This window comes from Pinibacter aurantiacus (assembly GCF_019130065.1).
GTDB classification, from domain to species: Bacteria; Bacteroidota; Bacteroidia; order Chitinophagales; family Chitinophagaceae; genus Pinibacter; species Pinibacter aurantiacus.
In genome coordinates this window covers 108,557-132,661 of sequence record NZ_JAHSPG010000006.1, presented here as the reverse complement: position 1 = coordinate 132,661, position 24,105 = coordinate 108,557, and the positions used below count along the sequence as shown (strand labels likewise).

Here is a 24,105-nt window from a genome sequence, read left to right as displayed (position 1 = left end):
ATGTCAGATCAATGTCCTACGGACAATGGTGTCCTTTCGGTTAGATTTTCTATTGATATCAATGCCCTACGGGCAATAGAACCTTCCGCGTAGCGGAATAATATCAATAGAAACCAGCACAGTCATCCATTTTTGCCCGTAGGGCATTAATCCTAGGGATCTCCCTTAACTAAAAGACATTGAATTAGAAATCAGGAATTAAAACTCTCACCATTTTAAGCAAATCAAAGATACGCCCTGCCGAGGCAGAATGATCTTTGTTTCCAATGGCGATTTTAATTGTTTTTCAATTACAATATCGTCCATTTTTTGCAATTGACCCGCCTTTTGAAGTTCTTCAATTTGAGCTGCCGTAGGGTTTTGAGGAGAACCCATTTTTTTCCACGCTTCGTAAGAATTGCTGTGTTCAATGTCAATTCTGTACTCAGAAACTTCCACACGTTTACCTTCTAATCCGTCAACAAGAATTTTAACAAGTTCACCATCACCCGCACTGTCAACATCGTGATAATTCCACACCATAATGGCCGCTGTTTTTTTATCTGCGGCTGCAACCGCACCAATATCAGTTGAGCCGCGAACACTTGAATCTACTATCTTTCGCAAGTCATACATGCGGGCTGACTCTACCGCAACACGTTTGCCCTTCATCTTTCCAAACATCCTGAACACATTCAGCACAGGCTTATCCACTCCATTTGTTGCAAGATCGCGAAAGCCATAAAACCACGGCTGGTGCTCGAATTCAAACGACCAGGAAACAGCTCCCTTAAAGTTAACCTTGTATTGATCAGCCAAAAGATATTCACGAGCAAATGAAGCTGCAGTATAGCTTGAATACATTGTTCCGTTGCGATAGGCATTCTCCGGATTGGTGGCCATTCCACAAGCGGCGCATCCTTCAGGATCTGATTCACCAACGATGATGGGCAGATCCCTTAATCGCGGATCTGATGCAACGAATTTGAAACCGGTTTCTATGTCGCGCAACTGTGGGCTCATATCCATTACGACACGGCCATTAACAAGGTGGGGCCATCCTTTTGCATGAAACAATATTGCATCCACCGGCGTTCCTATTTTTCCCGTAACATAATTTTTTTCCTCGAAACAATGTTTCACAAATGCATTGAGCCATTTTTGCGCGCCTGCACCGCGTGTGCCTGCAACGTTAATGCCACCGATCTTTCCATTGGGCAACGCTTTCTTAAACGCGTCTACTGTATAATCATACAACTTGAAAAACTCATCCATTGTACCCTTCCAGTAATCTCCGTTGGGTTCGTTCCACAGTTCCCAATACCAACTCTCCACTTCCTTTTGACCGTAGCGTGCCACGCAATGCGTCACCCATGCATACACAAGGTCCGCCCACTTTTGATAATCTTTTGGAGGATAGGCCCAGCCTGTAATAATGTCCTTGTATGGATCGCCGGGCTTCCAGTAATGCCGGTATGGTTGTGGCTTAACAGACAATGCTTCTGGCATAAAGCCAATTTGTGCCAGAGGCTTCATTCCTCTTTGCACGTAGGTATCAAAAATGCTGTCTACAATATTCCAATGGTAGATTGGCCGGCCTAAAGAGTCTTCTGTATACACATTTGTAGAACCCCATTTTAATGCAGCCTCACCATTGCCACTCGTAAGTAGATTATGGGTTCGCACAAAAACCGGTACTGGACTCAACGCCGCAATTTCTGAAAGCAATTTTTTTCCATCTTTCATGTAGGTATAGTTTGGTTCATCATATCCAAACCAGGCCCACACGGGCTTCATGTCACCGAGTTCCTTACGAAGGTCCACTTTAATTGTGGCAGTTTGTGCAAATGCAGAATTATAAAGGAACAGCAGGCAAAGTAATCGTTTCATTAAGGAGATAGTATTAGGTTGATCGATGTCAAAATAAACATTTTAACTGTGATATTGACATTTATTTTAGTGAGACTGGAACGCAGATTTTCATGATTTGATAAAATATTCAATTTGAGATTTGAGTTTCGAAATCAAATTTCTGTTCCGATTTTTTTCTACTACTTCAAACTTACATCCAGCTCCCAAACAAATGACCCAGTTTCAAATCTCAAATCATCACCAATCATGACAATCATGAAAATCTGCGTTCTGTCCTCAAATCATATTTTCCGGTGACAATTGTCATTTGAATCGGTGGCTACTGTGGGTACTTTCGTATTGGTATTCAACAACAACCTTCTTTAACCTCCGGGCCCTATTGTTGAAACCGAATGCAAAATACTTTGTTCAAAGTAGCGAATATCTCTAACGTTTGTAATCGAAAAAGGAAAGCATATGAAAACAATTGTTGTAACAACAGACTTTACACTCATTTCCCAGAATGCAGTTGACTACGCTACAGAACTCGCTCTATTTCTGCAAATGAAATTGTCTATACTGCATGTCTCCTCAATACCGTTGTCATTCAGCGAAGTACCGGCACCTATTTTTGACCTCATTGAAATGCAGTCCGACGCAGAGATCGAACTCGCAAGACTTAAAGAAAGCATTATAGACGAAACTGGTGGCTTGCTTTCTGTGGAAGCACATTTGCGCGTTGGCGATGCTGTTTCGGAAATAAATGATTACTGCAACGCTGTTAAGCCATACATCGTAATCATCGGCGCAGAAAGCGCTAATGCCTTTGAGAGATTTCTGTTTGCCGGAAAAGCTGTCTCTGCATTAAGACAACTTGCGTGGCCGCTTATTGTTGTGCCGCCTGCCGTAAGATTCGCAAACATTCGCAAAGTAGCGCTTGCCTGCGATTGCAAAGATGTGCTGTCAACCATTCCGCTTACCTACATTAAAACACTGGTGGACGACCTGCATGCGCAGCTGCAAGTGGTGCATATTGCAAAACATGACCATGATTCGAATACGCTGCGTTATGAAAAAGAATTTGAATGGTTGAAAAACGTTTTAAAAGGGACATGCTCCAAATATCACATTCTGCACGGTGAACATGTGGAAGAGTGCCTGACGGAATTTGCAGAAAAAAACAAGATAGACCTGATGATCGTCATTCCCAAAAAATACAATCTGTTACGAGATCTGTTCAGACACAGCCATTCCCAAAACCTGGTGCTTCACACACATGTACCCGTCATGTCGGTCCATTAAAAAACAAATCAATGGTAACCAGTGCATATACCCGCAAATTCAGTGACATCAATGCCTGCGATGTGATTTCTGTAGGCGGTAAGAATGCAATACTTGGAGATATGTATTCAAAGCTTTCTCCTCTTGGCATAAATGTTCCCGATGGATTTGCGGTTACTTCTTTCGCATTTGAACATTTTCTAACAGCTAATGTTTTGCACCAGCGCCTGCACGAACTCATGCGTCAGCTGGATCGTGACAATTTTTCTAACCTGGAGGAGATCGGTATTTCAGCGAGATCTATGATCCTCGCGGGCACTATTCCCTATTATATGATAGTGGCGATAAGAGAGGCATATGATAACCTGTGTAATAGTGAAGGCAACAAGGTGAGTGTTGCGGTCCGCAGCAGTGCATCAGCGGAAAATCTTCCACTCGCCAGTTTCGTGGGCCTCCATGAAAGCTTTCTAAATATTGACGATGCAGATGCATTGCTCGATGCTATTAAAAAATGTTTTGCATCGCTCTATACCGACCGCGCAATAAAATACAGGGAGGACAATCATTTTACGCACGCAAAGTTATTCTTCTCCGTAGGCGTTCAAAAAATGGTACAATCCGGTTGTGGCTATTCCGGAATGATTATAGAATTGGATGATTCCGGCGACATGCTGGACATAAGCGCTGTAAAAGGATTTTGCAAAGACATTCTCAAAATTACCTCACCTGACCATTTCCTCGTATTCAAACCTGCACTGGAAAAAGGGAAAAATCCCATCCTTAGAAAACGATCCGGCAGAAAAAAAGAAAAGCCTGCACAAGGCAGAGAAATGAATGCTGAAGAACCCGTTCTTCCAGAATTTCCAAACTATGTATTAACAGATGAGGAAATAATTCAACTTGCGAAATGGGCATCCATCATACACGACCACTATGCAAAATCAATGGACATAGAATGGACAAAAGATGGCAACACAGGCAGGTTGTATATTGTGCGAGCAAGGCCGCGGAGGGAACAGTTGTGCAGTACTGGTAGTGAAAAAAAGTTGTTGGTTGGTAGTTGCTGATAAGTCAAAAGTAAAAAATCAAAAGTAAAAAGGCGAACATCGGGATCTAAATGAATCATGCACATTTAGCGACTATTTTTACTTTTTCCTTTTTACTTTTGATTTTCTAACTTTATCCCATAACCCATTTCAACCACCATGCCACAAAGAAGATTATTTTCCCTGATCATTGTATCATTCACCATTATTTCAACGCTTTCTGTTTGTAAGCCGTCTTCTAAGGTGGAAAGCAAACCACAAAAAGTATCCAATTCACAACCGGTTACGAATGACAGATGCAGCCAGACTATTACTTATCACGCCGATAAACTTTCCGAGCAAGGGAACGAAGTAGCTGCCGATGTTGACCTTGTAATTAACCCAACTACAAAAATTATTTCTTTACACGCAGAAATTCCTTCTGCCCAGCAAAAAGTCAACTTTGACACCGTAATAGAAAGCATCGACTGTAACTTAAATTCGGATCTGACAGAAGGGTATTCTATTTACAAAGGTTACATAGTACAGCAGGATGGCACTTCAACAAAAGCTACGCTAAAGGTTGAGGCTAAGGATGGAAAAATCAAGATATTTGATCCGGCGCAAATAAATGAACATGCCATCAACGTTTCCAAATGGACAGCTGCGCCTTAGGCAAGTAAAAAGCAAAAAATCAAAAGTAAAAAATAGTCGCCGCGAACGCGTGCTTCATTTCGTGTCGCGTTGTTCACTTTTTTACTTTTGATATTTTACTTTTTACTTTTCCACTATCTCACCAAAACACTCGTGCCCTTTTGGAAAATTTTATTTCCCAAATAATCTATTCCTTCTGCCACATATACAAACACGCCGGTTGGTTGCGGTTGCCCGTGGATGGTGCCGTCCCAGCCCTCTCCTGTTCTGTTTGTTTTATAAACCAGCTGACCATAACGATTATACACGCTGAAGTATTTAAACTCTTTGATCCCAAATGGCAGCGGCCTTAGCACATCATTCTGTCCGTCGCTATTGGGCGTAAAACCTGATGGAACTATAATGTCCGGTTTGATCTTCATGATCTTGACCCAAACATCATCGGTGCCGCTGCAACCTTGCGGCGTCGTAACTGTTACGGTGTATAAAATGGAATCCGGATCGTTTTTCGAGTAAGTGCCAACCGGGTTGTAAATATAACGGCCGCTTAATGCTGTTGCGGGAGTCCATGAGTAGCCGTCGTTTGTTATATCGCCTCCCGCCGCATTGAATTGCAAAGGTTCATCTATCACAACCGTCGTGTCGTTACCTGCATTGATAACGAGTTTAGGAATTACAGTTACCACTACAGTGTCTATTACAGGCTTGGGACAATAGCCAAGACCGTGAACTGTAAGATAATAATTTGTTGTGCTCAGCGGCGCAGCTACTGGAATGAGCGTACCTGCACCCGTTAAGTTCGCAGCAGGTGACCATGCATAGTATTGCGCATCTGTGGCACCCGATAATTGTGTTGTAGTGCCATAGCAAATAGCAGTATCCATCCCGGCGTTTGCAGTGGGATAAGGAGAAACATAAACAGTCATTTGCGCATTATCCTGGCAATGACCAAGATTTGCTTTCAGGTAATATGTTGTCGTTTGAGCAGGCGAGGCCAAAGGATTTTTTATGGTGTAGCTATTCAGTGAATTGTCTGCCGGCGACTCGCTCCACAAGTAACTTAAAGCTTGACTTACCGGAGATAACTCAATGATATCACCTTTGCACAATACGGTATCTGCATTGAATTTTACAGTAATGAAGGGCAACACATTTACCTGGATCTTTGCACTATCTAGACATCCGTTTTCCTGCACTGTAACTGTATACACTGTTGTATCTTGCGGATAGACACTGGCAGTTGTGGAATGCGCAGTAGAAGCGACCATATCGATAACCGGAGACCACGTGATATTTGTCCCGGAAGTTTGCACCAGCAATGGTAACGTATCGTTGCTGCAAATTAGCGTATCTGAGAAAGGCAGTTGGATAGACGGTTTGTTATACGCAACAACTGTTTTTGTGGCGGTGCCCGAACAACCCATCGAACTCGTAACATTCAATGAAACGGCGTAACTGCCTGTTGATGAAAATGTGTAAGAAGGATTTTGCAAATGCGATGTATCACTTAATACGGCACCATCTCCAAAATTCCAGCTCCAGCTATTAATGCTGCCATATTTCGCAAGCGTTTTGTCGGCAAATTGAAACGGTGACAAATAGCAACTTCCTGTTATTGAAAAGGCGGGCGTAAAACCGGGATAAACTTTCACAATAGCATTTGCTGAATCGCTACAACCATTTGAGTTGGCAACTTTTAGCTTTAATGTATAAGTGCCGGTATCTGTATACGCATATGTTGGTGCGGCAGCTGACGAGGTTTTGCCATCGCCAAATGCCCAAGTGTATGTTGTTACATCAGTTGCTGCACTTTCATTTTTAAAGTTGAAGCTATAGTTATCGCAATTGATGTACGAAGGCAGTAAACTCGCACCTGTAAAGCCTGTTACGTTTATTGTGACATTCTCAGAATTGACACGGCATGTTGTTGAATTAATGTTCGAACCTTCTGCTGTCGCGATCCTATACAAGTAAGTGCCTGCACCTTTTATATCGGTTGTGGTGTATGTTGAAGAAGTTGCCCCTGAAATATCTATCCAGGTAGTTCCGTTGTCTGTGCTCGACTGCCACTGATATTTTGTGTTTGCCGTTGCAGAGGCAAACGTAGAAACAAGACTCAGCGATTTTGCAGCACCAAGGCAAATATCCTTGGAACTTGCGCCATCGCTTGTTTTTGCTGTAATGGTGCCTCCATAAGGACTGAACGTAATATCATCAAGCGCCAAATCATTTCCCGGCGCGGCCCCCGCTTTATTGTTTGTTATCTTCAGTATAACGGAATTGGTAGTAGCAGTAAAACATAAGCCATATTGTTTCCATTGAACTGAGGACGTGCTCCCTAAAATGTTTCCGGTATTGTAAGTACCCAGCAGTGTGCCGCTGGCTGCGTCGTAGATGCTGAAAGTAAGATTTGGATAAACAGTGTTGCCATTGTTAAACAGGTTCAACACCCATGCGGCAAATTGATAACTGGTGCCTGCGCATAAACCGCTGACGGTATCCTTGAAAAAATAATCCGTTACGCTTAAGCTGGCATTTACCACCATCATATAGCCATTCGTTTTACCCGTTACCTGGTAGTCGTGGTCATACGTGCTCCACCAACTTCCGAGCAAACCGGCTGTTGAGTTCGTGATAGTGTAATAGCCATCGTTGGGAAACCCTGACGCCGTGTAAGCGTAAGAAGTAAAGGCGTTTCCAAGTGCCGCTCCTTTTCCGGTTCCGGTGCCAAAGTCAAAATTTACAACTGGACTGCCAAGGCTACCTGAACAAACCTGGGCATTCAACATTGCACTGCAGCATACTAAAAGACATACAATAAAAGCAATTCTCTTTATCCCTTCGTTCATTGGTAAATAGTTTCATCATAAGGCAGATTTCTTAAATGAAAAAACTGCGATCTAAAAAACACCTTAAAGTATACGCTTTGTAAGCATGCAAAAAATCACCTCGGTGAAGGTTAGGATTGTGTCGGTGAATCGAAATTGGGGCAAACAGAGATGTGGCGACAACGAATTAATAATTAATAATTAAGAGGTGCGACATTCATTATTGAAATGACGTGCTGTGTGTGTTCAGCATTAAGCGTTCTGCATTAAGCGTTCAATCAAATTTAGTTGACTTTGTCCACTATTTCGTATATTTACGGCATGAATGCAAAACATATCCAGGAAATCAGGGCCTTCAACAGGTTCTATACAAACATTATCGGTTTGCTCGACCGGCATATTTTACATAGCAATTATTCACTGCCGGAAGTACGTATAATGTTTGAGCTGTATCACAATCGTGGCATGACGGCGTCGGATATTATTGCGCAGATCGATATTGACAAAAGCTACCTGAGTCGCATTCTCAAAGGATTTGAAAAAAACAAACTGATCAATAAAGTTAGTTCGGGTATTGACAAACGAGCCATTATGTTACAATTGACACCAAAGGGCAAAAAAGAGTTTGAAACGTTGGACAAAGCTTCTGAAAAACAGATTGCGACCTTGTTTGAAAAGCTATCCGATAAAGAGTGTGACGAGCTGGTAAAGAAAATTTCCGGAATACAAAAACTACTTAAAAAAAGCCTGCAAAATGAATAAGATAAACGCAACTTTAGATGACATCACGATAAGGACAGACTTAATGCCCGGCGACCTGGGTTACGTGATCTACAGGCACGGAGAATTATATCACTCCGAATACAACTACGGCATATCATTTGAAACATACGTTGGTGCCGGTTTGTATGAGTTCTATAGCAGCTATGATCCTGCAATGGACAGGGTTTGGATATGTGAGCATGAAAACAAAATCGTTGGATTTGTATTGCTGATGCATCGCGAAAACAATGCAGCCCAGCTTCGCTATTTCCTCATCGAACCTGAATACAGAGGAATTGGTTTGGGCAAAAAATTAATGAACCTCTATATCGATTTCCTGAAAGAAAAAGGATATCAATCTTCGTACTTATGGACCACTAACGAGTTGTATTCAGCAGCATCGTTATACAAAAGACATGGTTTCGAACTAACAGAGGAAAAACCTTCAACCGCATTCGGCAAACCATTGATGGAACAGCGTTATGACCTAATAAATGTTAAGTAGAGAACTAGAATAATCTACAACTCGAACAGTTTTTTCAGACCTTCTTTCTCGAACAACAGCATGCCAAACTTATGATTCGACCAGCCTTCTTTCAGTTGATAGTTGAACCGAGGAAATCCATTTTCCAATGTTGCGTCCAGATAATAGCTGGCTGACAGATGCGGCCTGCTTGCCACAAACTCTTTTAGCTGGCTGTAATGCGTCGAAATAATAAACAGTCCTTTAGAATACTTCTTCAAACCCTCGATGGTAAGTTGCAATAATGCTTCTGCATCCTGGGTATTTGTTCCTGCAAAAAGTTCGTCCATCACTGCAAATACATGTTGCCCTTTCTCTGCACTTAATACGGCACTCTTTAAAGCCTTTACTTCTGACATAAAATGACTTAGGCCCGACTGCAAATTATCCTTGCTATAAATGTTTACAACAATGTCCTTGAAATATGGCATCACGCATTTGGATGCAGGTACACCTATGCCCAGGTGCCCCAGATATACACACATGCTTATCGCTTTCAAAAAGGTGGATTTACCGGACATATTCGCCCCGGTTAAAAGTATAATACCGGCTTTACTTGAAATGCTATTTCTCACAGGCTTTTCCAAAAACGGATGAAAGACGTCGTCAATTGCTATTCCCCAATCCTGAAATACCGGCACGCAAAACCCTTTTGACTCCATGGTTCCTGCAATGGACACATAGGCGTCGAACCTGAAGAAAAACTTCCAGAACAATTCCATTTCAGTAACATGCATTGCAACCTGCTTTAAGAATAGCAGATATTTACGGCGCGGCAGATTGCCGGTGGTAAACCCTTCCACACTATAAAACGATCTGAGACTGTTCAAAAAACCAAGCGCACCTGACATTTCCAACCCGTACGCCTGGGGGAAAAAATCAACTTTCAATGTCGTAAAATATCTTTCGTCCATTGTTTTCAAAACATGTCCCAGCTGTATTGCACCACTGATTAGCCGTGCACGGGATGGACTGTTAAATAAAAGACGAACAATGATTGCATTTATATTGTCACTAAAAAGTTCCTGATGTGTTTCTCCAATTGCTTTACAAAAACGGTAGGCATCTTCAATATCCGACCTGATTGAAGCAATCGACCTTATCCTCTTCCTATTTGAAATGATGGCGGAAATAATTTGTTGCCTGTACAATACATCTTCAAGTGTTGCCGGCATATCGGCAAAGATGCTTTCAAGAGCTTCCCTGCTTCTTCGATTCAGGAATGTATCGAATAAAGGAATGATCTCTTTCTGAATATTTAAGTCGTCAAAGTTCATGTAAGTCAGGCATTAAAGTGTGTGGTTGAAAATTAAGAAACACAAAACAGAAAAAGCCATCTCGATCATAATAATAACTTTTCTTTATTTTTTTAAAGAAGGTTTACGATTTCACGATGAATCTTTGCAGGCAATAAATCTTTCAGCTAATTAATATATTTTTACTGTAGGCATTTCACTCCCGATCGAAAAAATCTGCAAAAAAAACGCCATGGAAAACAAAATTGAAGCAAAGCCAAATCCACCGGGCCACACTCCTTTTGCCCAGACATATTTTCACGGAACAAGGGCTGACCTGAAAATCGGGGATATGATCGATATTAATTTTAATTCAAATTACGGCCAACAGAGAAAAGCAAAATACATTTATCTCTCCGCTACGCTTGATGCCGCTGTTTGGGGAGCGGAATTGGCTGCAGGCGATGGGCGCGAAAGAATATACCTGGTCGAAGCCACAGGTCCCATAGAAGACGATCCGAATTTAACCGATAAAAAATTTCCAGGCAACCCGACAAAGTCGTTCCGCTCTCTGCACCCTTTTAAAGTGGTGGGCGAAGTCACCATTTGGCAAAGTCATTCACAGGAACAAGTGAAGGCAATGAAGGACGCGCTAGAGAAGCTGAAGGCGCAGGGAATCGAAGCGATAGAATAGTGGAGAATTGAGAGTGGAGAGTTGAGAGTTCTTTAATTTCAAACAGCCAAAATTAAAGCAACCCAGCTTCTAGTCTCCACTTTCAACTCTCCACTCTCAATTCTCAACTCTCAATTAAAAAAAATGGACAATACCCGCGTATACAAAATGTCTTTCGCAAGTGTTTATCCACTTTACATCAAAAAAGTGGAAAGAAAAGGACGCACAAAAGAAGAAGTTGACCACATTATATTCTGGCTCACGGGATATGATGTAAAAGCTTTGCAAAAAATCATTGACAACAAGACAGACTTTGAAACTTTTTTTGCGAATGCAAAGCTAAATCCGAACGTTTCAAAAATTACCGGCGTTATATGTGGCTACCGCGTGGAAGATATTGAAGACAAGCTAATGCAACAGGTTCGCTACCTGGATAAACTGATCGATGAACTGGCGAAAGGAAAGGCAATGGAAAAAATATTGCGCAAATAAACATAAACGTACAATGAAAAAGACACCATTGTTGATCTTAATTATTGCGACATCATTTTGTTTTGGTTTCGCATTTAAGAGCATCATTTCAAATCAATCTGATAAACACGCTTCGATAAAAAAAGTAACCGGCATTGGCGGCATTTTTTTCAAATGCAAGGACCCAAAGAAAGTAAGAGAATGGTACAAGGCAAATCTCGGACTGAACACCAATCAGTATGGCGCTGTGTTTGAATGGTACCAGGGCGCAGACAGTACAAAAAAAGGCTTTACACAATGGAGCCCTTTCAAGGAAACAACAAAATATTTCGAGCCTTCCACAAAAGAGTTCATGATCAATTACAGGGTTGAAAACATGGCAGCTCTTTTGGAAGAATTGAAGAAAAATGGCGTAACAATTACAGACTCCGTTCAATCGGCTGAATACGGAAAATTCGTTCATATTCTTGATCCGGAAAACAACAAAATAGAGCTTTGGGAGCCAAATGATGTCGAGTATGAAAAATTAGGCAAACAAATGGGAAGCGAGACGACGAAATAAACGCTGCTGTTCGGGATGTTCCGAAGGGCATCCCGAAGCATCGATAAAAAGGATTTTAATCCAATGCGTTTTATGAAGGAACAATGGTGCTGCCCAACCCAGGGATTTAATTCCCCGTTATCTGTTGTTTGGGATGCCCTTCGGAACATCCCGAACAGCGAACAATCCAACACTGGCAACGCTTTCACTGAACATATCTGTTACTTTAACAGACAAAACCATTCTTTTAACACCGTGCGTGTTCATATGACAATTATTAGGCTTATATTACAGCTTTCTAACACCTTCTCCTTTCAAGCTAGATAATTGTTAAATCCTAAAAAATAATAATGAAGCTATTACAGGCCGTTACTGACCCTACTTACGATCCTACCTATGAGAAAACCGCATACGATGGATTCTGGCTTAGGTTTATGAATGACAAACGTGATCTTCCCTTTATTCATTTATTGACAATCATACATTTAACTGTTGCCCCTATTGCCATTCTGCTATTTACCAATGTGCTGACGGGCTGGGCGTGGTGGCTGGTTGCCGCGGGCTATTTCTATATTTCGCAGTTCTATTTTAAGGGAAGATTTGGATTGATGTTTCATTGTCTGTGCCATCGCAAAACATTCAAGACTTCTTATCAAAACAAATTTCACTTTTATATTACCTGGCTAGTGTGTCCGTTTTTTGGCCACGCGCCGGAAGGTTACTTTAGCCATCACCTTGGCATGCACCACGTAGAAAACAATACAGAAGAGGATTCCAGCAGTACAATGTTTTATCAGCGTGACAGCTTCAGAAGTTTTCTTTCCTATTTCTTCAATTTTGTTTTGCTTGGTTTTAAAGAGACTTTCCAATACTTGTATGACCGCAAAAGAAAAACATTGTACACAAGATTCACTCTTGGGGAGTGGTTGTATATTTTGTTTTGCATAGGCATGTGCTTTGTAAACTTAAAAGCGACGCTGGTTGTTTTTGTGATCCCATTGGCGTTCGCCCGTTTTGTGATGATGCTTGGAAACTGGACGCAGCATTCGTTTATTGACCATACTAACCCTGACGACATTTATACAAACTCAATTAACTGCATCAATACCAAATACAACCATATTTGCTGGAATGATGGCTACCACATCATTCATCACCTGCGCCCGGGCATGCACTATACAGAAATGCCGAATGAGTTTTGGAAACGCAGAAATGAATTCGCGGAAAAGAAAGCGATCGTGTTTGACGGCATCCACTACTTACATGTGTTCATTTACCTTATGACTAAACGATACGATAAACTTGCTGATAACCTTGTAAACATTAATGGCATGTTCGATTCGCGTGAACAAGCGATTCAATTGATGCGTGAGCGTACCAAGAGATTAGCTTCCTAATATTTCATACTTTCTTTTGCTGTTCAGGATGTTCCAACGGGTGTCCTGAACAGCAAAAGACAAAGTTTGTTTTACTGCAACAAACCCAGCTCTTTTAATTTTGACTTAAGTGTAAAGGAATGCAAGTCAGTTGCAATTATTTTACCATCAGGGCCAATTAATAAACCTTTGGGATAAGCTAAGTTGTGATACTTTTCGACAATTAAATTTTCTTTATCAGACAAGACATTCGGCCATGGTATTTCTTTCTCCACAATTGCTTTTCTGGCGTTTAGAAGCGTATCCTTTCCAACGACGCCAACAAAATCAATCTTCGAAGAATCCATCTTAGCATATATTTCTTTTAGTGCCGGAATTTCGCCCAAACAAGGGCCACACCAACTGCCCCAGAAATCAACAAACACATATTTACCACTGTAGTTACCGAGCGCAATAGTTTTATCACTCAAGATATCTTTCCCCGTAAATTGTATTGCGCGATAGCCAACCTGTGAGCTTTCAATATTCTTACCATTGACAGCGGCTTTCTTCAACAGCAGCATATCTGTATTTACATTTACTCCTGTTACACTGTAAAATTGGTTGCCCACATTAAGAAACTCATTTCTTTTCACAAGCGCATTTTTATCGAGCTTATCACTTAAACATAAGCCTGCCTGAAAAGTCCAAAACGACGGATAAACAAACCCATGACTTACCGCAATTTTATACGTATTGCTACCTTGTTTAAAACTCGCTACTGCGTACTGAGAAAAACAATACATATAATTATTTCCAGTCTTGAAAATCAACAATGGTATTTGTTTTGAAGCGGTTTTACCAACCTGGTACTTTACATTTTTTGAGTACCTGACAAGACTGTCTACTTTCCAAAGCGGGGCTGTTTGCGGAACAATAACAGGTTCTTCATCGCTAAAATCACCATTATTGTTGTAGTCCACCAATAGTTTTTCGTCCCCTTTTTCGTCAGTACCTTTTACAATCAAAACCAGGCAAGCAATAGAATCCGCGGTCAAACTTCTGAATGAAAGATTCATTTGTTGTTCTGCAACAACTTGTTCGAATGTTTCCTTCGAAAGGTTCCCCGAGCGGTAGGTTTGATACACCCACTGCTCAGCATCGATAAATATAAAACCCTTTTTAACGTTCTTTAAGCCAGATGGAATGCCCTTAAACTGAAGAGCCTTTATTGCTTTGTAAAACGGATGATCTACAGGAGGTTCCATAAAATTCAAACCACCATATGCGGGATCAAATGAGCCAAAGCCGGAGACATAAGTAATGGGCAGTGTCAGTTCATCACTTTTTTGAGCGAACGACAACGCTGTGTACATAAGCGCCGCAGCCAATAAGAAAGGTTTCATGCGTTTAGAGATTAAGGTTAATGGTTGGAAACAAGGTTTGTATTTTGAAAAAAATCATTTTGTTTATCAATGCCCATTAAAAATAACATACAGTGCTAGCATCGTAATGATCAGCAATATCCACGCTCTCCAAACTTTTTTTGTTGGCTTTGGAAGATCATGTGTTGCATGTGCCTCTTTGTCCATCACCACTGGTGATGGATCAAACAATGAAATCACGACAGCTGCAATAAGGAGAAATAAGAAAATGAAAAAAGACAACAACAAATAGTGCGGCCAGAAATGATATTTATCCGGCGTAAGCACCCACAGATACAACACACCCACGCCGAGACTGAATGCAGAGCCAAATGAAAGTATTGCATTTACCGCTTTACGTGTCGTGCGCTGCCAGAAAACAGTCAGCAAAAACACAACAGACAATGGTGGTGCAATAAAACCAAGTACCGATTGAAACACATCAAACAAGTTCAAACCTTTGATGCTGTCTATTGCCAGAGCCATCATTATGGCAAACAGGCAACCGGCAACTACCGTCATTCTTCCCACTTTAATGATCTGTTCATTCGTTGCGTTTGGATTGATCTTCTTTGCGTACACATCCATCGTAAAAACTGTACTCAGTGAATTAAGCGAAGAACCGATAGTTCCTACAAGTACGGCTATCAACACTACAATTACCAAACCATTCATGCCCGGCGGAAAGAGATGCGTTACCATTGTCATGTATGCTTCTGCCGGATCTTTCAAATGCGGAAATAAAATAAAACACAAAATACCTGTAAGGATGAACAAAGGCAACGACAGTATTTTCAACCATCCGATAAAGTTTACACCGAGTTGTCCCTGTTCTAAATTCCTTGCGCCCAGCACCGATTGCACCATCGCCTGATCTGTACAGAAGAATGCTACAGCCGCTACAGGATAACCCAACAATATTGCATACCACGGATATTTAGGATCAGAAGCGGGACGAATCAAATTCCAATAGTGTCCCGGCACACTATGAAATACTTTTGATAAGCCACCTACTTTCGATACACCCATAATAGTAAGCGTGAGCGAAACGCAGATCAGCAAAATCATTTGGAAAACATTCACTTTGGCAATGGCTTTTAATCCACCGGCAAACGCGAACAATCCGGCAAACAACACGAGTACAATAACTGACTCCCACATGGGTATGCCTAATATTTGCCTGACCAGGAAACCTCCTGCAAACAACCCTAGTGAAAGCCATGAGATCAATATTTTAATGAGTGCATACCACGCTAAGATATTGCGTGTCGAATCACCATAACGGTTGCCCATAAACTCTGGCATCGTACTTACATTCGCGGCGAGATAGCGGGGCGCAAACACCATTGCGAGCAACAGTAAAAACACAAAAGCATACCAATCAAAATTCACCGCCACAATGCCGGTGCTATAGCCAATGCTTGCAAAAGCGAGCAACATGGAGGGCCCTACATTTGTGCCCCACATGTTGAATCCGATGCTCGGCCAGTCCAATGATTTGCTGGCGAGGAAAAGTGACTCTCCAGTTTTCTTCTTTTTACTGAAGCTGGCCCTGTAACCAATCACTATCAAAATAATCAGGTAAGCCACAACAATGGCATAATCCAGCCTTGTTAGGCGTTCTACAATGTTATTCACGGCAAGCTTTAGTTAGTTGTTTGTTGTTAGTTTTATTAAGTGGCTTAACGCCGAACGCTTAATGCTTAACGCAATTTCCGATAGCTCAGCTCGCTGCGTTATGCGTTTGGCGTTTGGCGTTTGGCGTTTGGCGTTTGGCGTTCAGCATTCAAAGCCCATGCTCCTTCAACACATCTTTCACCTTCACCGGCTGCCCTGTTTTCAGGCTACGATCCATTGCCTGTAACAATGCAATTGTACCGATTCCTTCTTTCATATCCGGATAGGCAACAAAATCCTGTTCGATAGCATCAGCGAAATATTCAAGGTAATTCTGGTATTCTCCGGCATGATGACTCTGCCCTTCAAAACGGAAATAATGTTTGAGTGTGGAATCGCCCCACACTACGATTTTCTCTTCACCTGTTTTATCCGTCACACTGTAGCGCAATTCATGATAATCTGCCTGGCTTGCACCTTCTGTGCAGCGCAAGATGCAACTCATGCCACTATCGCGTTGTGCAGGCTGTGTAGGTCCTGTGTACGCGCCACTCACGCGTGCAATGCGTCCGTCTGCTGCTTTAAAAATAAAGTGCATGGTATCTTCATTTTTCAAGCCTGCTTTTCTTCCATTGCTGCTGATCATGCCATAGCCCATCACTTCTTCAATATCCGGCAGGTACCAGCGAATAAAATCTGCAGGATGACTGAGACCTCCATACAACCATTTGAATGATTGTTGCAACGACCATCCCTTTTCCAAAAACCAACGGTGATCTGCGTGATAGTGGCTTTCAATGGTAATCAATTCCCCAAGCAATCCTGCTTCGAAATCTGCTCTTTGTCTTTTTGCCGGTTCGAAAAAACGGGAGCTTTGACCAACAAACACTTTCTTCTTTGTTTGCTCACTTAGTTCGAGCAATTCTTTTGCATCGGCAAGATCATCTATAAAAGGTTTTGTACAAATCACGTGTTTGCCATGCTGCAATGCCAGCTTCACATGTTGTGCGTGTAAATGATCAGGTGTATAAATCGCAATCACATCAATTTCCGGATCATTCAACATCTCCTGGTAATTGGTAGTGTATTGATGAAAATCAAACTCCTTTGCGCGCTGTTTGCAAAGTTCATCTTTTGCATCACAAATGGTTTTCAATTTGTACTTCTTGCTTTGCAGGGCTGCAGACATTGTGCTTCTGCCCTCTCCGAGTCCAAGTATGCCTAATTGTAACATTTGACTTGTTAGTTATGAGTGATGAGTTTTGAGTTTGCATCAAGGACAATTTATATGTCTCTCCGATGCCACACAGAATGAATTCTTAATTCTTAATTCTTAATTGTTTTAAAAACACCCACGTTTCCCCAGGCCCCGTCCCCGTTATTCCTTCCTGGTATTTTTTCATCCGTTGGTTCCATTCGTCTACACGCGGGTTGTTTTCTGTTGTCTTTGGATTTAATTCGTCGAGGCTTGCACCTTTGGGAATACTGATCACGAGCATTAACTGCCTGTCATTTTTATACACCAGTAATTGCTGAAAACTGGCATTACAAAAGCCTTTGGAAACTTCGGGCCATTTTTCAAATTGCGTGGCATGATAGTCGAGATATTCGCGTTGCAAAGCGGTATCTCTTACAAGGTTGGCCGTAAGTATGATATTGTCCCACTCTTTTGCAGAAGTCGTATCACCACAATGTTTGCGATTGAAATTATAAAATGGATGCTGATAAACTTTAACCTCCGCGTTTGGATATGCTGCATGAGTTTGCTTTTGAACATTTTCCAAATCATCGATAGCAGCATACAAAACCAAATGATTTTTCCATTGATATACACCTGGCAGAGGAAGTGCATTTTTTTTGCCGATAGCAATCAGGGAATCGGGCTGTAACATCTTGCCCGCAGTATCAATCACTTCAACAATGGCAGGAGTTGATGCAATTGTTTTTACACTGATGACATTAGAAGATGAAGCCGCAGGGGCATTGTGTTCCTGGCAAGAAATGAGTCCTGCCATGAAAACCCAAACCAGCTTCAAATAAATATTAGAGCAGCATGAACGTTGAAATATTTTTTTCATCAGCAAGCTTATCCTTTTGCGAAGTTGATGGATCGGCCATCAGTTCCTCAGAATTCATTTCAAATATAATAATTGTCATTTATACACTTTTGATTTAGTCATGTAATTTTTATGGCAATCCTGGTCATAGCTACATTTGAGCAGGACAGTACAGGATGGTTTCGCTTTTAAAAAAAGGAGTAAATTTAGTTATGGCAAATACATTTAAAGTAGTGTTCAAAGGGAAGCCTGTATCTGTGGAAAAGGTTGGCAACCCGGCAGAGAATCTTTACAAGGCTGTATTTGAAAATCGTCCTCCGTTGTTCCTCAAACGAATTCAAACTTTCATGGGGGCTATATGGAACTCTGTACCCGAAGGTAACCAGGCACTTGCAGGGGAGATTGGCAAATTGATAGACAAATACATTCGATAATAATTTGTAGGGGCGAATCGCATTCGCCCTGCTCTACAATTGGCGACTCGCCGTTTGTGGAACAGGGCGAATGCGATTCGCCCCTACAGAAATGGCCCGGAATAACCGGGCCATTTACAACTTGCATATATTTCGACACTATAAACTGCTTATATCACTATTTCAAATATCCGCTGTATTCAGCATCTGTCGCACAATCCCACCAAACAGGCATGCTCCAGATATTTTGATCAGACACGTGTGCATTTAGTGCAGTGGCATTGTTTAAGTTATATCTCAACTCGATAGTTGTAGGTAAACTCCAGCGACGCGGCCAATATCTTGGATCCGCGAGCGTTGTTCCGGTGTATGCCGCGGTACCCGCAAATAAAGGCCCTCTGTTTATTCCAGGATAAACCACACCAAAGCTTCCAATGTTTCCTGCGCTAAAGTTAAACCGGCGCATATCGTTCCAGTTTTCAATGCTGCAACCCATTGCCAGGTATTTTTGCAACATAATGTCCGACATAGTTATGTCGCCCTGAGAAACTGCCGCACTTGTCATATACGCTGAAATATCACTTGCTTTCATTGGCGCCATGTCAGGATTGGTAGCAGTGTATCCTGCTGCCTGCCATGATGTAAGCTTGGCCTGCATCATATCCATGTGTGCTTGAATACCGGCCGTGTATGCGGCATAAGCATTTGCGGCGTCACCTTTGCGCATGTAGACTTCTGCTTTTATGAAACACATTTCATGATAGGTCAAAATCTCCTGATCTGAAACCGGGCGAACCTGGAAGGAACCTGTGGAAGCAACAACACCTGCATTAAAGGCAGCGGCTGATTGATACCAGCTAACATCCGATGGTCCCTGTGCCGGAATACCTGATGTTGCAATGGCACTGCTGCGAAGGTTTACATACGCGGTATCTCCTGCTAATATGTAGTTGGTGCTATTAATGTAATAAGAGCCCGCTTTATAAGTTACCGTCACTGTATCATTGCTAACTGTGAAAGTGCGACCGTACGTTGTCTGGTCATTGATAAAATTTGTACGGTCCGTTGTATTGGTGATCTTGTATGCGATTGGCGTATTCTTTGTCGCATAGGTTACGGATGTGATCGAGGTTGCGCCACCTTTTAACAGTCTTGCTGCAGCACCAAATACATCCACTCCGATGGCACGTTGCCAGGTATAAGATGCTACCCTGCCACCTGCATCCAGTTTAACATTTGCCATTGATGCGGGCACGATTTTGGTCATGCGGGGATCGATCACACCAGAACCACGCATATTCGTAAGCATGTCGCAATAATATTTTGAGAGACGTTGCGTACTACCATATGCAGCATAATCAAAGTTACCGTTTGTAACAACCGGATCGCCTATCAGGTAATCTGTCACGGTGCTATTGTTGAAGCCCGGTCCAACAGTGTTATCAGTAATAGATTGCGGACCTTTTGACAAACAATATAAAATTGAATCTGCATTGTACAGATCCGATTTCTTTGAAAGTTTGAGCATGTAGCGGGCTTTCAATCCCCAACATAATTTTATCCATTTGTCCACACTGCCAGCGTTCCACAAATCTCCTGAAGCAAGCGATGGCACAGAGGCATCTTGCGGTTTATTGAACAAGCTAATGGCCTCGTTCAGTTTTGCCATGCATCCGTTGTAGATCGTTTTGCCGTCGTCATATGCAGGGCTTGGATTTTGGGAGATCGCTTGCGTATAAGGCATTTCACCATAAAGATCAAGCATCTGCATGAACCCTAATGCATGGAACACATCGGCGGCCGCCATGTAATGATAGGCATTTTGCTTTTGTGCGGTATTGTAGAGATCATTAAGATTGGAGGCTACTTCTACAAACCATGTCTGGTAAGACGTAGTGTTACCGGTGTGTGAGGTCCAGGTAGTACTAAGCTGAACGCCACTGGTACCATTAGTGCTGTAGAAAACGCCAGCCTGGGCCGCAGCACGATAATTGGAAACACCGGAAGTGTATTGATAAAAGTGTTCGATCCAAGGCAGCCTGTTCTGTATTGCCGCACTTGCATTGTTTGGGCTGCTCGGGTCCGTATTTACATCGAGCCACTTTTTACACGACGTCATACCCACGGCGAGCAAGCAACCAAGTATAATATATTTTGAAGTTCTCATAATTTTCTTTTTTTCATTGGTTAAAACGTAACATTTACTCCGAACGTGAAACTCGCTACTGCAGGCACTCCCAGGTAGTCGATACCTGTAGAACCAGATCCTCCTGTACCACCTGCCGCACTCACTTCAGGATCCATTCCTTTGTAGTTTGTCCATGTAAATAAATTGGTGCCCACTGCTGTTGCTGAAAGGTCCTTGATGATTTTTTTGTTCTTTAAGATGCCACCAAAGTCATACGTTAATGACAGGGAGCGAAGTTTCAACCAGTTAACAGACTGGATAAAGTTCATTGAATTAGCTGCATAGTTCAACCAGTATTGCTGGATCATGTAAGAACCGGCAAAGTTTACGCCGTTAATGGTATAGTTCTGTCCTGCAGTATAGGTCTGGCTAAAATCAGCGCCTGTCTGGCTGTTAACGCCGGTTACAGTTACCGACTGGCGGTCACCTAGCAACGTTTGTTTGCTTAAACCATTTGTAATCATCGCATACTCGGTACCGTTATAGATGTCTCCACCCTTGCGAAAATCCAGAAGGAATGACAACAAGAATCTTTTATAGCGGAACGTATTGTTCAAACCACCAATAAAGTCAGGCTCGCGATTACCAACCACCGGACTGGTAGCATTCACTTTATACAATCCTGTTGTAGGATCCACCTGGTAGCGTCCACCTGGCATTTCAACTTTATTCGCATCCAGTTCACGATACCATGTTGAACCGGTCATGCCAAGAAAGTATCCGCCGTTAGGAACAGAGGCTGCTTGTATTGTTCCGAACTGGGCATCTGTTGGATAAAAATAAGTTACGCCTGTAAGGAAGGTTCCCAATCTGCCTTTATTGTAGGACCAGTTCAATGTTACATCCCATCCGAAATCTTTTTTAACAATCGGTTTACCTGTAAGTGAGATTTCCATTCCTGTATTAATTACAGAACCCGAGTTGATTGATTTAAAAATGTATCCTGAAGCGTTAGACAAACGTGGTGAAGCGATCTGGTTTTCTGTTTCGCTGTGATAGTAAGTATAATCCAAACCAATGCGGCCATTCAGGAATCTAAACTCACCACCAACTTCCCATGATTTTTGCAACTCAAGCAACAGATTAGGATTACCGCTTGAGTACTGATTACCCACACCTGTAAATGAACCAATGCTGATCGGATTGTTCAGGTAAGTGAGCGTTGCATAAGGGTTTGCATCCTTACCAACCTGCGCCCAGCTTGCACGCACTTTACCAAAAGAAAGAATTGAATTTCTAGGTAGCAATGAAGTAAAAACGAATGAACCGCTGATAGAAGGATAAAAATAAGACCTGTTATCCAACGGCAATGTAGATGACCAGTCATTACGTCCGGTTGCGGTAATGTAGGCGATGTCTTTATATGAAAGACCTACTTCTCCGTAAGCTCCCACCAGTCGTTTTTGCGATACGCCATCTTTAAAGAACTGATTGGTTGTTGCTATATTATTGAAGTTAATAGATCCCGCTGTGATGAAATTATAACCCCAGTGATTTTGATTGGCAACATCTGTTTTTTCTGACGTTGTTCCCAGCATCAGGTGGGTATCAAAATCTCCAAATGATTTATGGAAATTACTCATCACCGTTGTTGTTACGTAAGAGTAACTAATGCCATTTTTACTCAGGCGGCCATTTTGATACAATGGGCTGACTGCAGATCCCGGAGCAATGTATGTATAGTCGTTCGTATTGTACTGGTCATAACCTACGCGACCAATAACATCCCACCAGTTTGCAATTTTAAAAGTTGCATTGATACCTCCGGTGAAACGTTTTGTCTGCGATGTCAGGTTATCCATATTAACGATCCAGTATGGATTATCGATATCATTTTCCAAAGGCACTGTTCCTCCATATATCCGGTGTTGTGTTCCATCAGGATTTACATAATTCTTCATGTTGAATACCTGCGGAAAGCTATATACACCGCCCATTGCACCGCCGCCGCCACCTGCATACAAACCAGAGGTGGTCAATGTTCTGTCAGTGTTGGCGTTTGAATAAGCAGCATTTGCATTCACAGTAAGGCGACCGTATTTTTGCTCGCCATTAAAGCGAAAAGTAGTCTTCTTAAAACCTGTGCTTGGCACTATACCTGTTTGATTGAAATTAGAACCGGACAGATAAAAAGAACCGTTCTTTGATCCACCGGAAACGCTTACGTTGTTATCATAAATAACACCATGCTGAAAGAAGTTGCCAATGTTATCGTAAATCGAGTCAGTTGCGATCTTTTGTCCCCATGAACTATACATTAGCAATGTACTTCCGGAAAGAGGATTGCTGGCATACGAGTTATTGTTATATACACCGTTGCTTGAGTACGAACCGTTGCCAAATGTTGTTTGTGCGTCTGGTAATTTATTTGCCCAGGAAGTACTGATCTTGCTACTCACATTCACTTTTACAGTGCCTTCCGCTCCTTTTTTTGTAGTGATGATGATCACACCATCTGCAGCTCTTGATCCGTACAATGCAGCAGCAGCCGCACCTTTCAGCACAGACAGGTTTTCAATATCTTCAGGGTTTACGTCCATGATACGATTTGAATAAGTGGTATTGCTGCGCGACAAACCATCCGTACCTGTATTACCGCTAATAGTAGTTGAGTTGTCATATATAATTCCGTCTATAACAAACAAAGGCTGGTTTTGCCTTCCATCTGATGTAGAGTTACCACCACGAATGGTAATGGAAGCACCGGCACCCGCAGAACCACTGAATTGTGTAATGTTCACACCAGGCACCTTACCGTTTAGTGAGTTCACGAGGTTGGTGTTTTTGTTCTTCATCAGTTCTCCGGCATTGATGTCTGTAACGGAATACCCTAGGGCTTTCCGTTCTTTTTTAACACCCATTGCGGTTACTACGACGTCCTCCATTTGGCGGCCCTCATCTTTTACGAGGTGCACAACCATACCTGCCGAAGCTTTTACATTTTGCGTTACAAAGCCTACATAGCTGAATTGCAGTGTAGAATTTGGATTTGCGTTGACAGAAAATTTACCCGCGTTGTCGGTAACAACTGCTTTGTTTGTGGCTGCTACAAGCACTGTTACACCCGCAAGCGGAGTGCCATCACCTGACTGCACTGTTCCGGTAATGGGAACCGTTTGAGCCGCCAGGTTGTTGGTGATCATGCAAAACACAGCAAGCATGATCAAACTAAAAAACTTCCACTTTCTCATAGTTTTTACATTTTGGTTTTTACAAAATTTGCATACC

General features: G+C 42.1%; 20 protein-coding genes. 10 read left to right on the top strand and 10 right to left on the bottom strand.

The genetic code is table 11. The annotated features are described in order from the left end of the window. Positions 1-207: 207 nt before the first annotated feature. On the bottom strand, positions 208-1,869 hold the full coding sequence (locus KTO63_RS10205; protein WP_217791165.1) for a GH39 family glycosyl hydrolase: 1,662 nt from the start codon (positions 1,867-1,869) through the stop codon (positions 208-210). Positions 1,870-2,307: 438 nt separating this feature from the next. On the opposite strand from KTO63_RS10205, the gene KTO63_RS10200 reads away from it, so the two are divergent. The 3 genes from KTO63_RS10200 (at position 2,308) to KTO63_RS10190 (ending at position 4,811) form a co-directional block, all read left to right on the top strand. Further along, entirely contained in the window at positions 2,308-3,132 is an 825-nt protein-coding gene (locus KTO63_RS10200; RefSeq protein ID WP_217791164.1) for a universal stress protein, read from the top strand. Positions 3,133-3,143: 11 nt separating this feature from the next. Beyond that, positions 3,144-4,178, top strand: a complete 1,035-nt coding sequence (locus KTO63_RS10195) for a PEP/pyruvate-binding domain-containing protein (protein WP_217791163.1) — start codon at positions 3,144-3,146, stop codon at positions 4,176-4,178. 138 nt (positions 4,179-4,316) lie between these two features. Next, entirely contained in the window at positions 4,317-4,811 is a 495-nt protein-coding gene (locus tag KTO63_RS10190) for a hypothetical protein (RefSeq protein ID WP_217791162.1), read from the top strand. A gap of 113 nt (positions 4,812-4,924) precedes the next feature. Here KTO63_RS10190 and KTO63_RS10185 read toward each other — a convergent pair whose 3' ends face one another. Continuing rightward, a complete protein-coding gene (locus KTO63_RS10185; protein WP_217791161.1) occupies positions 4,925-7,639 on the bottom strand; it encodes a PKD domain-containing protein in 2,715 nt (904 codons plus the stop codon). A 273-nt stretch (positions 7,640-7,912) separates the two neighbouring features. On the opposite strand from KTO63_RS10185, the gene KTO63_RS10180 reads away from it, so the two are divergent. Both KTO63_RS10180 and KTO63_RS10175 read left to right on the top strand, forming a co-directional pair. Further along, on the top strand, positions 7,913-8,380 hold the full coding sequence (locus KTO63_RS10180) for a MarR family winged helix-turn-helix transcriptional regulator (protein WP_217791160.1): 468 nt from the start codon (positions 7,913-7,915) through the stop codon (positions 8,378-8,380). Then, complete coding sequence (locus KTO63_RS10175) at positions 8,373-8,885, top strand: GNAT family N-acetyltransferase (RefSeq protein ID WP_217791159.1); 513 nt, start codon at positions 8,373-8,375, stop codon at positions 8,883-8,885. The genes KTO63_RS10180 and KTO63_RS10175 overlap by 8 nt, the downstream gene beginning before the upstream one ends. A 14-nt stretch (positions 8,886-8,899) precedes the next feature. Here the strand turns inward: KTO63_RS10175 and KTO63_RS10170 are convergent, their stop codons facing one another. Beyond that, complete coding sequence (locus KTO63_RS10170; RefSeq protein ID WP_217791158.1) at positions 8,900-10,180, bottom strand: MutS-related protein; 1,281 nt, start codon at positions 10,178-10,180, stop codon at positions 8,900-8,902. 211 nt (positions 10,181-10,391) lie between these two features. Between KTO63_RS10170 and arr the strand changes: the two genes are divergently transcribed. The 3 genes from arr (at position 10,392) to KTO63_RS26265 (ending at position 11,844) form a co-directional block, all read left to right on the top strand. After that, positions 10,392-10,832, top strand: a complete 441-nt coding sequence (gene arr, locus KTO63_RS10165; RefSeq protein WP_217791157.1) for an NAD(+)--rifampin ADP-ribosyltransferase — start codon at positions 10,392-10,394, stop codon at positions 10,830-10,832. A gap of 123 nt (positions 10,833-10,955) precedes the next feature. Beyond that, positions 10,956-11,303 (top strand): DUF2200 domain-containing protein, encoded by a 348-nt coding sequence (locus tag KTO63_RS10160; protein ID WP_217791156.1) that lies wholly within the window; start codon positions 10,956-10,958, stop codon positions 11,301-11,303. Between the two features lie 13 nt (positions 11,304-11,316). Then, positions 11,317-11,844 carry a VOC family protein gene (locus KTO63_RS26265; RefSeq protein ID WP_232373113.1) on the top strand — a complete coding sequence of 176 codons (528 nt, stop codon included), beginning with the start codon at positions 11,317-11,319 and terminating at the stop codon, positions 11,842-11,844. A 117-nt stretch (positions 11,845-11,961) separates the two neighbouring features. Here the strand turns inward: KTO63_RS26265 and KTO63_RS26380 are convergent, their stop codons facing one another. Then, the gene (locus KTO63_RS26380; RefSeq protein WP_262901968.1) at positions 11,962-12,090 is read right to left on the bottom strand and encodes a hypothetical protein; all 129 of its coding nucleotides are present in this window, start codon (positions 12,088-12,090) and stop codon (positions 11,962-11,964) included. A gap of 83 nt (positions 12,091-12,173) precedes the next feature. Here KTO63_RS26380 and KTO63_RS10150 point away from each other — a divergent pair, with 83 nt between their 5' ends. After that, entirely contained in the window at positions 12,174-13,220 is a 1,047-nt protein-coding gene (locus KTO63_RS10150) for a fatty acid desaturase family protein (protein WP_217791155.1), read from the top strand. 71 nt (positions 13,221-13,291) lie between these two features. Here the strand turns inward: KTO63_RS10150 and KTO63_RS10145 are convergent, their stop codons facing one another. From KTO63_RS10145 to KTO63_RS10130, 4 genes are all read right to left on the bottom strand, one after another. Then, complete coding sequence (locus KTO63_RS10145) at positions 13,292-14,584, bottom strand: TlpA family protein disulfide reductase (RefSeq protein WP_217791154.1); 1,293 nt, start codon at positions 14,582-14,584, stop codon at positions 13,292-13,294. 66 nt (positions 14,585-14,650) lie between these two features. Continuing rightward, positions 14,651-16,240, bottom strand: a complete 1,590-nt coding sequence (locus KTO63_RS10140; protein WP_217791153.1) for a sodium:solute symporter family transporter — start codon at positions 16,238-16,240, stop codon at positions 14,651-14,653. 148 nt (positions 16,241-16,388) lie between these two features. Next, positions 16,389-17,453 (bottom strand): Gfo/Idh/MocA family protein, encoded by a 1,065-nt coding sequence (locus tag KTO63_RS10135; protein ID WP_217791152.1) that lies wholly within the window; start codon positions 17,451-17,453, stop codon positions 16,389-16,391. Positions 17,454-17,538: 85 nt separating this feature from the next. Beyond that, entirely contained in the window at positions 17,539-18,297 is a 759-nt protein-coding gene (locus KTO63_RS10130) for an L-rhamnose mutarotase (protein WP_217791151.1), read from the bottom strand. A gap of 191 nt (positions 18,298-18,488) precedes the next feature. Here KTO63_RS10130 and KTO63_RS10125 point away from each other — a divergent pair, with 191 nt between their 5' ends. Then, positions 18,489-18,710, top strand: coding sequence for a hypothetical protein (locus tag KTO63_RS10125; protein ID WP_217791150.1), 222 nt, complete (start codon positions 18,489-18,491; stop codon positions 18,708-18,710). 157 nt (positions 18,711-18,867) lie between these two features. Here KTO63_RS10125 and KTO63_RS10120 read toward each other — a convergent pair whose 3' ends face one another. Continuing rightward, complete coding sequence (locus tag KTO63_RS10120; protein WP_217791149.1) at positions 18,868-20,856, bottom strand: SusD/RagB family nutrient-binding outer membrane lipoprotein; 1,989 nt, start codon at positions 20,854-20,856, stop codon at positions 18,868-18,870. A gap of 20 nt (positions 20,857-20,876) precedes the next feature. Then, entirely contained in the window at positions 20,877-24,068 is a 3,192-nt protein-coding gene (locus KTO63_RS10115; protein WP_217791148.1) for a SusC/RagA family TonB-linked outer membrane protein, read from the bottom strand. Positions 24,069-24,105: the final 37 nt, after the last annotated feature.